Source organism: Vagococcus sp. WN89Y, assembly GCF_052220145.1.
Taxonomy (GTDB): domain Bacteria; phylum Pseudomonadota; class Gammaproteobacteria; order Enterobacterales; family Enterobacteriaceae; genus Kosakonia.
Genome location: NZ_JBQPOM010000028.1, coordinates 305,209 through 318,795 on the forward strand (window position 1 = coordinate 305,209; position 13,587 = coordinate 318,795).

General features: G+C 51.6%; 13 protein-coding genes. 8 read left to right on the top strand and 5 right to left on the bottom strand.

The genetic code is table 11. The annotated features are described in order from the left end of the window. Positions 1-19: 19 nt before the first annotated feature. The 4 genes from ACTU3N_RS10045 to ACTU3N_RS10060 all read right to left on the bottom strand — a co-directional run bounded on the left by ACTU3N_RS10045 (position 20) and on the right by ACTU3N_RS10060 (position 4,078). Complete coding sequence (locus ACTU3N_RS10045) at positions 20-148, bottom strand: DUF2474 domain-containing protein (RefSeq protein ID WP_443085982.1); 129 nt, start codon at positions 146-148, stop codon at positions 20-22. After that, the gene (gene cydB / locus ACTU3N_RS10050; RefSeq protein WP_443085983.1) at positions 148-1,158 is read right to left on the bottom strand and encodes a cytochrome d ubiquinol oxidase subunit II; all 1,011 of its coding nucleotides are present in this window, start codon (positions 1,156-1,158) and stop codon (positions 148-150) included. The genes ACTU3N_RS10045 and cydB overlap by 1 nt, the downstream gene beginning before the upstream one ends. Continuing rightward, the gene (locus ACTU3N_RS10055) at positions 1,158-2,558 is read right to left on the bottom strand and encodes a cytochrome ubiquinol oxidase subunit I (protein ID WP_443085984.1); all 1,401 of its coding nucleotides are present in this window, start codon (positions 2,556-2,558) and stop codon (positions 1,158-1,160) included. Before ACTU3N_RS10055 ends, cydB begins: the two co-directional genes overlap by 1 nt. Before the next feature lie 197 nt (positions 2,559-2,755). Further along, positions 2,756-4,078 carry a YopJ family acetyltransferase gene (locus tag ACTU3N_RS10060; RefSeq protein ID WP_443085985.1) on the bottom strand — a complete coding sequence of 441 codons (1,323 nt, stop codon included), beginning with the start codon at positions 4,076-4,078 and terminating at the stop codon, positions 2,756-2,758. Positions 4,079-4,282: 204 nt separating this feature from the next. Between ACTU3N_RS10060 and ACTU3N_RS10065 the strand changes: the two genes are divergently transcribed. From ACTU3N_RS10065 to ACTU3N_RS10095, 7 genes are all read left to right on the top strand, one after another. Further along, positions 4,283-5,689, top strand: coding sequence for an aminotransferase-like domain-containing protein (locus tag ACTU3N_RS10065; RefSeq protein WP_443085986.1), 1,407 nt, complete (start codon positions 4,283-4,285; stop codon positions 5,687-5,689). A gap of 288 nt (positions 5,690-5,977) precedes the next feature. Further along, the gene (gene ydcS, locus ACTU3N_RS10070) at positions 5,978-7,120 is read left to right on the top strand and encodes a putative ABC transporter substrate-binding protein YdcS (RefSeq protein WP_443085987.1); all 1,143 of its coding nucleotides are present in this window, start codon (positions 5,978-5,980) and stop codon (positions 7,118-7,120) included. A gap of 16 nt (positions 7,121-7,136) precedes the next feature. Further along, positions 7,137-8,150 carry an ABC transporter ATP-binding protein gene (locus ACTU3N_RS10075; protein ID WP_443085988.1) on the top strand — a complete coding sequence of 338 codons (1,014 nt, stop codon included), beginning with the start codon at positions 7,137-7,139 and terminating at the stop codon, positions 8,148-8,150. After that, entirely contained in the window at positions 8,137-9,087 is a 951-nt protein-coding gene (locus ACTU3N_RS10080; RefSeq protein WP_443085989.1) for an ABC transporter permease, read from the top strand. The genes ACTU3N_RS10075 and ACTU3N_RS10080 overlap by 14 nt, the downstream gene beginning before the upstream one ends. Beyond that, positions 9,077-9,874: an ABC transporter permease gene (locus tag ACTU3N_RS10085; RefSeq protein WP_443085990.1), complete on the top strand. Its 798-nt coding sequence runs from the start codon at positions 9,077-9,079 to the stop codon at positions 9,872-9,874. The genes ACTU3N_RS10080 and ACTU3N_RS10085 overlap by 11 nt, the downstream gene beginning before the upstream one ends. 25 nt (positions 9,875-9,899) lie before the next feature. Continuing rightward, positions 9,900-11,324: an aminobutyraldehyde dehydrogenase gene (gene patD / locus ACTU3N_RS10090; protein ID WP_443085991.1), complete on the top strand. Its 1,425-nt coding sequence runs from the start codon at positions 9,900-9,902 to the stop codon at positions 11,322-11,324. An 88-nt stretch (positions 11,325-11,412) separates the two neighbouring features. Further along, positions 11,413-11,577 carry a hypothetical protein gene (locus ACTU3N_RS10095; protein WP_443085992.1) on the top strand — a complete coding sequence of 55 codons (165 nt, stop codon included), beginning with the start codon at positions 11,413-11,415 and terminating at the stop codon, positions 11,575-11,577. A gap of 31 nt (positions 11,578-11,608) precedes the next feature. On the opposite strand, the gene ACTU3N_RS10100 is transcribed toward ACTU3N_RS10095, so the two are convergent. Continuing rightward, positions 11,609-12,046, bottom strand: a complete 438-nt coding sequence (locus ACTU3N_RS10100; protein ID WP_443085993.1) for an ECs1072 family phage-associated protein — start codon at positions 12,044-12,046, stop codon at positions 11,609-11,611. A gap of 385 nt (positions 12,047-12,431) precedes the next feature. Between ACTU3N_RS10100 and ACTU3N_RS10105 the strand changes: the two genes are divergently transcribed. Further along, a complete protein-coding gene (locus tag ACTU3N_RS10105) occupies positions 12,432-13,481 on the top strand; it encodes a ChuX/HutX family heme-like substrate-binding protein (RefSeq protein ID WP_443085994.1) in 1,050 nt (349 codons plus the stop codon). Positions 13,482-13,587: the final 106 nt, after the last annotated feature.

Here is a 13,587-nt window from a genome sequence, read left to right on the forward strand (position 1 = left end):
CCGTCCTGGCTGCCGCGACTTAGTGCGATTTAAACCCGGCAGCCGCCATCAGAAAGCGAAACACCATACTTACCGCACCCAGAGCCAGAACGCTGGCGCACCAGATAAACACCAGCCATAACAATCGTTTGTATAAAGGCTGTTTCATCAGTGGTATCCCTCACCATGTTGCACTTTGCCACGAAACACATAATAGCTCCAGAAGGTATACACCAGGATTATCGGGATAATCAGCAGCGCGCCGACCAGCATAAAGCCCTGGCTTTGCGGCGGGGCAGCCGCCTGCCACAGCGTGATATCTGGCGGAATAATATGCGGCCAGATACTGATACCAAGCCCACTAAAGCCGAGGAAAATCAGCCCAAGCGTCAGCAGAAATGGCAGGGCATGATGCTGCGGGTTATTCAGGCTGCGCCACAGCCAGAAACTGAAAGCGAACACCAGCAGCGGCACCGGCAGGAAGAAGAACAAGTTCGGCAGGCTAAACCAGCGCGAGGCAATAGAAGGATGCGTTAACGGTGTCCACAGGCTGATAACACAGATAACGATTAACAGTGCCAGCAATAATTGTTTCGCCGTCGCCCGCATTTTATCCTGCAAAGGTTCCGCGCTTTTCATCACCAGCCAGCTCGCGCCCAGCAGCCCATACGCAATGACCAGACCGAAACCGCAAAACAGGTTAAATGGCGTCAGCCAGTCCAGCGCACCGCCGCTATAGCTGCGCCCGGTCACCTCAAAACCATTAATAAACGCGCCAACAACAATGCCCTGGCAAAAGGTCGCCAGCAGCGAACCGCTTAAAAATGCCTTATCCCAGAAAGGGCGATGGCCAGGCGTCGCTTTGAAGCGAAACTCAAAGGCAACACCACGGAAAATCAGGCCAATCAACATCAGCGTCAGCGGAATGGTTAGCGCGTCGATAATCACCGCATAGGCCAGCGGGAACGCGCCGAAAAGCCCGGCGCCGCCCAGCACCAGCCAGGTTTCGTTACCGTCCCACACCGGCGCGACACTGTTAACCATCACGTCGCGGTCCTGGGCATCGCGCGTTACCGGAAACAGAATACCGATACCGAGATCGAATCCGTCCATCACGATATACATCAGCGTGGCGAAGACGATAATTACAAACCATATCAAAGAAAGATCGATACCCATTATTTGTCCTCTTCAGCCTCAAGACGTTCTCCCGCCGCAGAAAGCGGGCGGGCCGGAGTCCCCTGCGTCGCGTGTTCATCATGCGCCTGCGGGCCTTTGGTAATTAAGCGCACCATATAGCTGTAACCCACGCCAAATACCGAGCAATAGACGACAAAAAACGCCAGCAAACTGAGGCTCATTTGCAAGTCGCCATGAGCAGAGACGGCATCTGCGGTACGCAACAGGCCATAAACAACCCAGGGCTGCCGTCCAACCTCTGTGGTGACCCAACCGGCAAGGATAGCAATCAATCCCGCAGGCCCCATCCAGAACGCAAAATGCAGGAAAGGGCGTGACTGGTAAAGCCGATGGCGAAAACGCAGCCACAGTGCCGCGACGCCAAGGCCAATCATCAACACACCAAGGCCGACCATGATACGAAATGACCAGAAAACAATGGGTGAATAGGGGCGCTCATCGGGTGGAAACTCTTTTAGCGCCGGGACTTGTTTATCAAAACTGTGTGTCAGGATAAGGCTGCCCAGCGCCGGAATTTCCACCGCATAACGCGTGCGCTCTTCTTCCATATCCGGCAGACCGAACAGCAGCAGCGGCGTCGCTTCACCGGGCGGATTTTCCCAATGGCCTTCAATAGCAGCAATTTTTGCTGGCTGATGCTCAAGGGTATTCAGCCCGTGCATATCACCAACCATCGCCTGGAGAGGCGCTACCACCAGTGCCATCCACATCGCCATCGAAAACATCTTGCGGATAGCAGGCGTGTCGTTGCCGCGCAGCAGATGCCAGGCGGCAGACGCGCCGACGAACAGGGCGCTACTGAGAAACGCCGCAATCGACATATGCACCAGGCGGTACGGGAACGATGGGTTAAAGATAACCGCCAGCCAGTCGACAGGGACGACCTGGCCGTTTTCGATAGCAAAACCTTGCGGGGTATGCATCCAGCTGTTTGACGCGAGGATCCAGAAGGTCGACATCAGCGTGCCCAGCGCCACCATGCAGGTAGCGAAAAAATGCAGGCCAGGCCCGACCTTATTCCAGCCAAACAGCATCACCCCAAGAAAGCCCGCTTCAAGGAAGAAGGCGGTCAGTACTTCATAAGTGAGCAGCGGGCCGGTAATGCTACCGGCGAACTGGGAAAATCCGCTCCAGTTTGTACCAAACTGATACGCCATCACCAGGCCGGAAACCACGCCCATACCAAAGTTCACCGCGAAGATTTTCGACCAGAAGTGATACAGCGTTCGCCAGTCCGGGTTACGCGTTTTTAACCAAAGCCCCTCCAGAACAGCCAGATAACTGGCGAGTCCGATGGTTATTGCCGGGAAAATGATGTGAAAAGAGACCGTGAAAGCGAACTGGATCCTCGCAAGGTAGAACGCATCTAAACCAAACATGTACATCCTCGTCATCGATATTTAGCAGTTATGTTAAACAGCAACACTGCAAACTTGCAGAGACAATCCCTGTGAAATTAAACATAACAGTTTGCTCATCAAGCTTATAAAGTGAAACTGATATCGTCCAGGCGAAGCGGTGGGATGTGTCAGTAAGGAGGGCAAAAAGCTGGCGGAGCGGCCGCCAGCGAAGGGTGTCAGGCCAGACGAGCTTGCAGAAACGCTTCGGCTTCGATAATGCGTTTGCGGCGGAAATGATCAAGAGAGTTACTGAAGTTTAACACGCGCTCTTTTACGCTCGCGTGTTGGGTTTCTGCCTCAGTCTCTTCTATTATTTGTCTTTTTTGTACGCGGAATTTGCTCGATCTCTCAATCACATTCGCCCCTTTAAAAATGTTTTCTTTACGCCTTTGCAGGGGTAAAGCAAAAAGCCGTGATGAGGAGTGACTGTGTTTGTAATAGCGGGCATTTAAATACTCAGCCGTCTCAGCAACACTAATAAACGTATGCGGATGAGGTTTTCTCTTTATATACTCGCCTGGCGCATCGTTCTTATGATTTTTCGCCGCTTGTTCTTTGGTTATGTTGATATTTCCTTTATGCAACTCTACAATCAGGGCATCTTTTGCCGCTGTTTTGGCAAAGTGCATATTGAAATACTTACAACCCTGGTAGTTTTTCTGCGCCTCAGTTTTAAAAGACAGTAGCGAAAACTTTCCTTCGTGAATTTCTCGCTCATTAAATGCGCGTGCCAGCAGGCTTTCAGTGCAAAAATCATTTGTGCTGGTTAATGTATCAATGGTAATGACAGAAATATTACCGTTAGAGTCTTTGTACAAATCAGCAAAAACAGAATGGTTTCCGCTATCGAAAATAAACTGCTGGCGGCCATTCCAGTCACGGTTAACGGCCATGTCCGTTATTTCCTTGCTTTTTAGCGTGTATTTTATGCTCAGCTTATGCCGGGCGTTGAACGCGTCCAGCACCTGAGGAAATACTTTTTCTTCAGCTTCCCATATTGCATCCATCATTTCATCGGGGGGCATTTTGTCGCCCTTAAAGTAAGCTTTTTCGGTGAGTTTTTTATACTCTTGTATTGACCCCAGCATTCCTTTTATTTTTTCTCGTTCAGCTGGCACCAAAGTCGTTGCTGTCTCATCTTTTATTTCAGCGCTATGTTGATTCAGATTGGACGATGGGGAAATATCTCTCGCCATTGCGGGTTGCGTATTTGCATTTACAGAAGGTAAGGAGGTGGATTTATTTTGATGATGGGAGATATGATCGGGGTAGATTACCGCTGCGTTGTCTTTAACCGCGATGGTCACAATATTTTTGGCAACAACAGACATTGGCGCTGAATTTTTTCCCATCGACATCTGTTTTAACGGCGTTGGCGTGGGTTTGACACTTTTTAAAGAATTCATCATGCGTGACAAATTACGTCTTATATTTCTGAAGCCTTTTTGTATGCAAACAGTTAAGGGGTTTTTAGCGTGAGTCATTCTAAAGCGGGGCATGACAAACTCCGGTTTACAGATTGATTCAAAACAACATTATTTGAATTTATATTATAAGCATTGCCAATATATCCACTTTCAAAAAACGCCTTTGGCGTCGTTTTTATAACAGCGCCAATAGATACGACTGGTTTTTCATTCTGATATAGATTATTGACCTGGCGCATGTCATGATAGCGGTGATTGTTCAGCACATAACGAGCGATGAAAAAATACCAGCGCCTGGCGCAACAAATCAGCGAACAGATCGATCTTGGCGTCTGGCGGCCAGGAGAGAAACTCCCGTCACTGCGTGAGCAGGTGGTCAACAGCGGCATGAGCTTTATGACGGTCGGGCATGCTTACCAGCTCCTTGAAAGCCAGGGGCGCATCTTTGCCCGCCCGCAATCCGGCTACTTTGTCACGCCACCGGTGGAAAAAGCGCACGCGAAGGCACCGGAAGTCACGCGCGATGAAGCGGTGGACATCAACACCTACATTTTTGATGTTCTGCAGGCCAGCTGCGATGCCTCCGTGCTGCCTTTCGGCTCCGCGTTTCCCGACCCCAAATTATTTCCCATGCCGCAGCTTAATCGCTCACTGACTAAAGTGAGCAAAAGTGCTGGCGCGATGAGCGTTATTGAGAATCTGCCGCCGGGAAACAGCCAGCTGCGCCATGCTATTGCCAGGCGCTATGCACGCCAGGGCATCAATATTTCCCCGGATGAGATAGTCATTACCGCCGGGGCGCTGGAAGCGTTAAACCTGAGTTTACAGGCCGTGACCGAACCGGGTGACTGGGTGATAATTGAAAGCCCCTGCTTTTATGGCGCGCTACAGGCACTGGAGCGTTTGAAACTCAAAGCATTGTCGGTGCCGACTGATGCGAAAGAGGGCATCTCGCTGGAGGCGCTGGAACAAGCGCTGCGTGACAATCCGGTCAAAGCCTGCTGGTTGATGACCAACAGCCAGAATCCGCTGGGTTTTACCCTGAGCGCAGAGAAAAAAGCGCGGCTGGTTGCACTGCTGACAGAGCATAACGTGATGCTGATAGAGGACGATGTATACAGCGAACTCTATTACGGGCGCGAACAACCGCAGCCCGCTAAAGCATGGGATAAGCAGGATATGACGCTGCACTGCTCGTCATTTTCGAAATGCCTGGTCGCCGGGTTTCGCGTCGGCTGGGTAGCCGCCGGGCGTCATGCGCGGCGCATTCAACAACTGCAACTTATGAGTACCTTATCGACCAGTTCACCGCTGCAGCTGGCGCTGGTCGATTACCTCGCCACACACCATTATGACGCCCATTTGCGCCGCTTACGCCGCGCGCTGGCTGAACGTAAGCACCTTGCCTGGCAGGCGTTATTGCGCCATCTGCCGTCGGAGGTGAAAATTCATCGCAATGAAAGCGGTTATTTTTTATGGCTGGAGCTGCCTGCGCCGCTGGATGCTGGCGAACTAAGCCAGCGCGCGCTGGCGCACCACATCAGCATCGCACCGGGCAAAATGTTCTCGACATCCGATAACTGGCGCAGTTTCTTTCGCTTTAACTGTGCGTGGGCCTGGGGAGAGAAAGAGGAGCGGGCGGTTATGCTGCTTGGCGAATTAATCCGCGACATGATGAAATAAATCGGGCAAATTTTTAACGCCCGGACGTCACTATTTTCCTCGCTATTAACCACGTTATTCATATGAAATATTGATAACGCCTTCGTTGCGCCGCTCTTTACTAACTCCTTGTCTATACTCCGAAAGAGGATTTGCGTTGCGTTTATTCTTTAATGTAATGCGCGGTCAGTCACATCCTGGTGAAATTTCCCGGCGCAGCCATTCTCCCGGGCGGGTCGGCGTCTATTTTTATTAAGGAAACTATTAGCAAGGCAGCTGCACTTTTTTCATTGCGACAGGAGTAATTCGATGAGCAAGAAATTTGCCCGCAGCAGCCTGTGCGCGCTGGGTCTTACCGTGATGACCGCGCAGGCCGCCGAACCGAGCGAAATCGGCAAAGGAGAAGGGCGGCTGGATATTATTGCCTGGCCGGGGTATATCGAGCGCGGCCAGACCGATAAAGCGTATGACTGGGTGACGCAGTTTGAACAAGAGAGCGGTTGTCGCGTAAATGTAAAAACTGCCGCCACGTCGGATGAAATGGTCAGCCTGATGACGAAAGGCGGTTACGACCTGGTGACGGCGTCCGGCGATGCTTCGCTGCGCCTGATTATGGGAAAACGAGTGCAGCCGATTAACACGGCGCTAATCCCCAACTGGAAAACGCTCGATCCCAGGTTAGTGAAAGGTGACTGGTTCAACGTCGACGGCAAAACCTACGGCACGCCATATCAGTGGGGCCCCAACTTACTGATGTACAACACGGATACCTTCCCAACCCCGCCGGACAGCTGGGCGGTTATCTTTGTGCAGCAAAACCTGCCGGACGGAAAAACCAATCAGGGCCGTGTGCAGGCCTATGACGGCCCTATCTATATTGCCGATGCCGCGCTGTTTCTGAAAACCACCCAGCCGCAGCTGGGTATCAACGATCCTTACCAGCTTACCGAGGCACAGTACCAGGCCGTACTGAAAGTACTGCGCAGTCAACATCTATTGATCCACCGTTACTGGCACGACACCACCGTGCAGATGAGCGATTTCAAAAACGAAGGCGTGGTTGCCGCCAGCGCCTGGCCTTACCAGGCCAATGTACTGAAAAGTGAGAACCAGCCTGTCGCGACTGTTTTCCCGAAAGAGGGAGTGACCGGCTGGGCAGATACCACCATGCTGCATGCTCAGGCCAAACATCCCAACTGCGCCTATCGCTGGATGAACTGGTCATTGACGCCAAAAGTGCAGGGTGATGTTGCTGCCTGGTTCGGCTCGCTGCCTGTCGTCCCCGAGGGGTGCAAAGCCAGCCCGCTGCTGGGTAAAAAAGGCTGCGAGACGAACGGTTATCGCTTCTTTGACAAAATCGCGTTCTGGAAAACCCCCGTAGCCGGGGGCGGGAAATATGTCCCGTACAGCCGCTGGACGCAGGATTATATTGCCATCATGGGCGGCCGTTAACCTGTGGAGGCGACGCATGACCTATGCTGTGGAATTTACGGATGTCTCCCGCGTATATGGCGACATCAGAGCCGTCGATGAGGTCAGCTTTGCTGTTCGCGATGGCGAATTTTTCTCCATGCTCGGGCCATCCGGCTCCGGTAAAACGACCTGCCTGCGCCTGATAGCCGGGTTCGAACAACTCAGCGGCGGGACGCTGCGTATTTTTGGCGAAGATGCCAGCGCCTTACCGCCCTGGTCGCGCGATGTGAATACTGTTTTTCAGGATTATGCCCTGTTCCCGCATCTTACGGTGCTTGATAACGTCGCCTACGGACTGATGGTAAAAGGTATCGATAAAAAAAAGCGCCATGCCCGCGCGCGCGAAGCACTGGAGAAAGTCGAACTGGGTTTTGCCTCTGCCCGCATGCCTTCGCAGCTTTCGGGCGGGCAACGCCAGCGTGTTGCGATTGCCCGCGCCCTGGTGAATGAACCGCGCGTGCTGTTGCTCGATGAGCCGCTCGGCGCGCTTGATCTTAAACTGCGCGAACAGATGCAGCTCGAGTTGAAAAAGCTCCAGCAGGAACTCGGCATCACCTTTATTTTTGTCACCCATGACCAGGGAGAGGCACTGTCGATGTCGGACAGGGTGGCGGTGTTCAACAACGGCAGGATTGAACAAGTGGACGCGCCACGGGAGCTCTATTTGCGCCCACGCACACCGTTTGTTGCGGGATTTGTTGGCACGGCAAATGTTTTCGATGCTGCGCAAGCCAGTGCGCTGTGCGAAATGCAAGGGATCTTCTCCCTGCGCCCGGAGCATATTCGCCTTAATGCTCCGGGAGAAGTCGAAGTGCATGGTATCGTGCAGGCCGTGCAGTACCAGGGGGCCGCTACTCGCTTCGAGCTGGCGCTGACCAACGGCACAACGCTTCTGGTCAGCCAGGCAAATCTATCGGATGCGCTGTTATCGCCCACGCTGGTGCCGGGTCAGCACGTACAGGCCTCCTGGTCGCGTGGGGCAATGGTGCCGCTTGATGGGGCACGTTGAGATGGAAATGAGCATTGCCCGTAGCGCGCGCCACCGGCGCAGTTTTAGCGCGCTCGTCTGGCGTAAGCCGCTGCTCGGGCTGCTGCTCCTGCTGACCGCCCCGCTGATGTGGTTCGGCATTGTCTATCTTGGCTCGTTATTGAGCCTGCTCTGGCAGGTCTTTTACACCTTCGATGACTTCACCATGTCGGTGACGCCAACGCTCACCCTTGCCAATCTGCGGGCGCTGTTCAACCCGGCCAATTACGACATTATTTTACGTACGCTGCTGATGGCCATCGCGGTGACCCTCGCGAGTGCCATTTTTGCTTTCCCGCTGGCCTGGTATATGGCCCGTTATACCCGCGGAAAATGGAAAGCGTTTTTTTATATCGCCGTGATGCTACCGATGTGGGCGAGCTATATCGTTAAAGCCTATGCCTGGACGCTGCTGCTGGCAAAAGATGGTGTGGCGCAGTGGTTTTTAAGCCATCTCGGGCTGGAACCTCTGCTTCGTGCCTTGCTGACTCTTCCCGCAATCGGGGGAAATACGCTCTCTACGTCAGGGTTAGGGCGTTTTCTGGTGTTCGTCTACATCTGGTTGCCATTTATGATCCTGCCGGTACAGGCGGCGCTGGAACGGCTACCCTCAACACTTTTGCAGGCCTCAGCAGACCTTGGTGCCCACCCGCGCCAGACTTTTCGCTATGTTGTGCTGCCGCTGGCCATTCCCGGCGTGGCCGCAGGTTCCATTTTTACTTTTTCCCTGACGCTGGGCGATTTTATCGTCCCGCAACTGGTAGGGCCGCCGGGTTTTTTCATCGGTAACATGGTCTATTCACAGCAGGGGGCCATCGGTAACATGCCCATGGCGGCTGCATTTACGCTGGTGCCCATTGTATTGATTGCCCTTTATCTGGCGTTAGTGAAACGCCTGGGAGCTTTCGATGCACTCTGAACACGCGCCTTTCTTGCTCAAACTGGCGGCCTGGAGCGGGGTGATATTTCTGCATTTCCCGCTCGTTATTATCGCTATCTATGCGTTCAATACAGAAGATGCGGCCTTCAGCTTTCCTCCTCAGGGGTTTACCTTGCACTGGTTTAGTGTCGCAGCGGCGCGTACGGACATTCTCGAATCCGTGACACTGTCACTAAAAGTCGCTGCGCTGGCAACGCTTATTGCCTTGATCCTTGGTTCACTGGCGGCAATGGCACTCTGGCGCAGTCAATTTTTTGGTAAACAGGCGGTTTCGCTGCTGCTGTTATTACCCATTGCGCTGCCAGGCATCATTACCGGTCTGGCTTTGTTGAGCGCATTTAAGACCATCGGTCTGGAGCCAGGCTTACTCACTATTGTTGTCGGACATGCCACTTTCTGCGTCGTTATTGTGTTTAACAACGTCATAGCCCGGTTTCGACGCACCTCCTGGAGCCTGATTGAGGCTTCAATGGATTTGGGCGCGGATGGCTGGCAAACCTTCCGCTATGTGATGCTGCCAAACCTCGGTTCCGCGCTGCTGGCGGGAGGGATGCTGGCTTTTGCGCTGTCGTTTGATGAAATCATCGTCACCACATTTACCGCAGGCCATGAGCGAACATTACCGCTGTGGCTGCTCAATCAGCTCGGCCGTCCGCGCGACGTGCCGGTAACCAATGTTGTCGCCTTGCTGGTAATGCTGGTGACAACGATACCGATTCTGGGTGCCTGGTGGTTAACACGAGACACCGACGGAAGCGGTAAATAATCCACTGTGCTGGAAGGGCAAAATTATGCAACATCAACTATTTATCAATGGAGAACTGGTCGACGGCGCAGGCGAAAAACAGGCTGTCTTTAACCCGGCCACCGGCGAGGTGTTGCTGGAAATCGCCGAGGCGTCGCCCGCGCAGGTGGAGGCAGCGGTGCAGGCAGCCGCCAGCGCCTTTGTACAGTGGGGGCAAACCACACCGAAGACGCGTGCCGAATGTTTACTGAAGCTGGCACAGGTCATTGAAGACAACGCGGACACCTTCGCCCGGCTGGAGTCCTTTAACTGCGGAAAACCGCTGCACTGCGTGGTGAGTGATGAAATTCCGGCGGTGGTGGATGTGTTTCGCTTTTTTGCCGGTGCGTCGCGCTGCCTGAACGGGCTGGCGGCGGGAGAGTACCTTGAAGGACATACCTCAATGATTCGCCGCGATCCTATCGGTGTCGTGGCATCCATCGCGCCCTGGAATTATCCGTTGATGATGGCCGCGTGGAAGCTCGCCCCCGCGCTGGCGGCAGGGAACTGTGTTGTGCTTAAACCCTCAGAAATCACACCGCTGAGTGCGTTAAAACTTGCCGCGCTGGCAAAAGATATCTTCCCGGCAGGCGTTTTAAATGTGCTGTTTGGGCGGGGGAAAACCGTCGGGGACACGCTGACCGGGCACGACAAGGTGAATATGGTCTCGCTGACCGGCTCGATTGCCACAGGTGAACATATTCTGCGGCATACTGCCTCGTCAATTAAACGCACGCATATGGAACTGGGCGGTAAAGCGCCGGTGATTGTGTTTGATGATGCCGATCTGGATGCGGTGGTAGAAGGGGTGCGTACCTTTGGTTTTTATAACGCGGGGCAGGATTGCACCGCTGCATGCCGTATCTACGCGCAACGCGGTATTTATGATGCACTGGTGGAGAAACTGGGCACGGCAATTTCAAGCCTGAAAATGGGCGCGCCGGAAGATGAAACGACCGAACTGGGGCCATTAAGTTCTGCGGCACATCTCGCACGCGTAACGAAAGCCGTTGATGAAGCGAAAGCACTCGACCATATTAGCGTGATCACCGGCGGCAAAGCGCATGGCGGTGCCGGTTTCTATTTTGAGCCCACGCTACTGGCGGGAGCAAAACAAGAGGATGCCATTGTCCAGCGCGAAGTGTTTGGCCCGGTGGTCAGCGTGACCGTTTTCGACGATGAAGATCAGGTGCTCGGCTGGGCGAATGACTCCCGGTACGGGCTGGCTTCCTCCGTCTGGACACGCGATGTCGGCACCGCACATCGGTTAAGCGCCCGTCTGCAATATGGGTGCACATGGGTAAATACCCATTTTATGCTGGTCAGCGAAATGCCGCACGGTGGGCAGAAAAACTCGGGTTACGGCAAAGATATGTCACTTTATGGCCTGGAAGATTACACCGTGGTGCGTCATGTGATGATCAAACATTAATCCACAGAAAAGGTGTCTTGCCACATTATTAATATCAATGAAACAATTAATATTAATAATTACTGGTTTTAACACAGGCGGGATAACCATGGGCACAACGGAGCAAACAGATACAGCTGGATTGCGCAAGCAGGAAGAGTGCAAAGCATCAATGCATTGTCGAAGCGAGGAAGGCGAGGCGTTACACCGTTTTGTCCCTGTTGAAATTTACTTCTGTGAAGGCACCGTGTTTTATTTTTCTCACAATGCCTGAAACACCACCTACTCATGGCAGGTAGTGTTGCTTAACGCTTCAGGAACGCTTCATTTTCTCGCGGTGCCCAGTCTTTCTCTGAAAAATCATAAGTGATAAAGATTTGATCCGTCACGCCTTCCGAACGCAAAACGGCGCGAACTTCTGCCGGTAAGTTTTCATCGCGGAACAGTTCAGCCAGGACGAACATCGCATCCAGGAAGGAAAGTTGTTTCACTTCAAACGGTTTCCAGCCGGTACGCTTAAAGATCATATGGTAAAGCGCTTCTTCACCCGCCAGCGGGACAAAACTGCTGGCGTACTTTTCACGATGGCGCGCCAGTAGCGACTCAAGGATAAATATCTGTGCAATCCGTTGCCGTGCTGCCAGCCCACGCGCACTGTCAGTGGTCATATCAACATGCGTTATGTCATTGTTTTCCCGCACGCGAACCTCAATGGCCTGCCACAGATCGTCGTATTTCTGCATAACCTTACCTTGTCTACGAAGTTATATGCCCTACTGATAAACCCTAACAGAGTGTACACGCCTCACCAAATTTGCCAATCCGCGCACATAAAAAAGGAATAACCGCAAGAATACCTTAAGGTAAATTTTTATATAAAACTAAGTGGCGTTTCTGATGGATATAATTTCTATTATAGAATTATTAATTGAGAATTACGGCTGCTTTCGTCCAAAAAAATGGACCTTATTTAACTCGCTGAAAATTCATAATGAGTTAAACGAACCTGCAATAAAAAAACTAAAAAAATCTTGAACTCATATAGAAAATGTGGATTCATAATCAGGAAGCTAACGGTCATAGGTAATATTTATATCTGGCTTTTGAAATTAATAAGGATATTAATTCATGATAATTGAAAAAGTGATGCAAAAACTAAAAACAAACTATCCTGTTGATGTTGCTGCATCATATGGCATGAGTGAAGGGGAATTAACAAATATTCGTTTAGCTCACGATGCCACTATTCTTGCCATTCCTGACGTGAAGTTTTTCGTGACGGATCTTGAGCTTCTAGGTCATGTCAAATGCATGACGACAAACAAAAATGCCATCAGCATTCAGGAAGGCGTGTTCCGCAATCAACATTTGTATGGTTATAATAAAGTGAATATCAGCGCGGAGGCCGGGCTGGTGTTGAACCCGCGCAAACTGGATCTGCGTATCTTTTTTAAACACTGGAACCATATTTATTATATTAAGCAGTATAAAGACAAGAAAATACAACGCTCGTTCCAGATATTTGATTTTTATGGGCAGGCCATTCATAAAATATTTATTACCGAAAACTCCAGTGAATCAGGGCTTTCCGTCCTGCTAAAAAGGTATGCCTCTACACAGCAAATTCCGCCCACTTTTAATATCCGCTATCCGCACTACAGATCAATAATTAATATTGATTACGAATTTAATGATCATATTGATGCTGAATGGCGCGCCATGACCTGCCCGGAAGATATAGTCGCTCTGACAGAGAAGTACCATATGTCCAGGCAGGAGATATTCCGCTGTGTGAAAGCAGATCTTGCCTGGCCTGTCGGTAAAAAAGCCTTACAGGAGGTGCTTACCGCAGCCAGAGAGCGCTACGAGGAATTAACCGTTTCTGTTCCAAATCATGGGTGCGCGCAAATATATACTGGCCTGCTTGATAAAATCGGATGCGCAAACGGTTGGCTGCAGGTACACAACCCGGCAAATAAACTACTGATACAAGAGAGCAAAATCAGTGAATGTTGGGTTTTACATACCCCCACAGCATATGGGCATGAGACCGCTCTGGAGGTTTTCTCCGGTGCTAATGAGCTTATCGTTAAGATTGGCGGGCAGCGAGACGAAGGGCAGAAAGAACGGGAATCCTGGCGGGAAATAATTGACGGTATTGGGAGCAAAATCGTTTAAACAGTAATCATTTTTTTTATTAACCGTTAAAATGACGACAAAAACAGTGATATTTTTATAAATTAACTCGCATCTGAGCAACGTGAATATTGACAGGATAAATACC

What these genes read in the sequence shown, in the direction of transcription:
- ACTU3N_RS10060 (WP_443085985.1), bottom strand. Translation starts at nt 4,078, where the DNA reads ATGCCCCGCTTTAGAATGACTCACGCTAAAAACCCCTTAACTGTTTGC.
- ACTU3N_RS10045 (WP_443085982.1), bottom strand. Translation starts at nt 148, where the DNA reads ATGAAACAGCCTTTATACAAACGATTGTTATGGCTGGTGTTTATCTGG.
- ydcS (WP_443085987.1), top strand. Translation starts at nt 5,978, where the DNA reads ATGAGCAAGAAATTTGCCCGCAGCAGCCTGTGCGCGCTGGGTCTTACC.
- ACTU3N_RS10105 (WP_443085994.1), top strand. Translation starts at nt 12,432, where the DNA reads ATGATAATTGAAAAAGTGATGCAAAAACTAAAAACAAACTATCCTGTT.
- ACTU3N_RS10095 (WP_443085992.1), top strand. Translation starts at nt 11,413, where the DNA reads ATGGGCACAACGGAGCAAACAGATACAGCTGGATTGCGCAAGCAGGAA.
- patD (WP_443085991.1), top strand. Translation starts at nt 9,900, where the DNA reads ATGCAACATCAACTATTTATCAATGGAGAACTGGTCGACGGCGCAGGC.
- ACTU3N_RS10085 (WP_443085990.1), top strand. Translation starts at nt 9,077, where the DNA reads ATGCACTCTGAACACGCGCCTTTCTTGCTCAAACTGGCGGCCTGGAGC.
- ACTU3N_RS10080 (WP_443085989.1), top strand. Translation starts at nt 8,137, where the DNA reads ATGGGGCACGTTGAGATGGAAATGAGCATTGCCCGTAGCGCGCGCCAC.
- ACTU3N_RS10065 (WP_443085986.1), top strand. Translation starts at nt 4,283, where the DNA reads ATGAAAAAATACCAGCGCCTGGCGCAACAAATCAGCGAACAGATCGAT.
- cydB (WP_443085983.1), bottom strand. Translation starts at nt 1,158, where the DNA reads ATGGGTATCGATCTTTCTTTGATATGGTTTGTAATTATCGTCTTCGCC.
- ACTU3N_RS10100 (WP_443085993.1), bottom strand. Translation starts at nt 12,046, where the DNA reads ATGCAGAAATACGACGATCTGTGGCAGGCCATTGAGGTTCGCGTGCGG.
- ACTU3N_RS10055 (WP_443085984.1), bottom strand. Translation starts at nt 2,558, where the DNA reads ATGTTTGGTTTAGATGCGTTCTACCTTGCGAGGATCCAGTTCGCTTTC.
- ACTU3N_RS10075 (WP_443085988.1), top strand. Translation starts at nt 7,137, where the DNA reads ATGACCTATGCTGTGGAATTTACGGATGTCTCCCGCGTATATGGCGAC.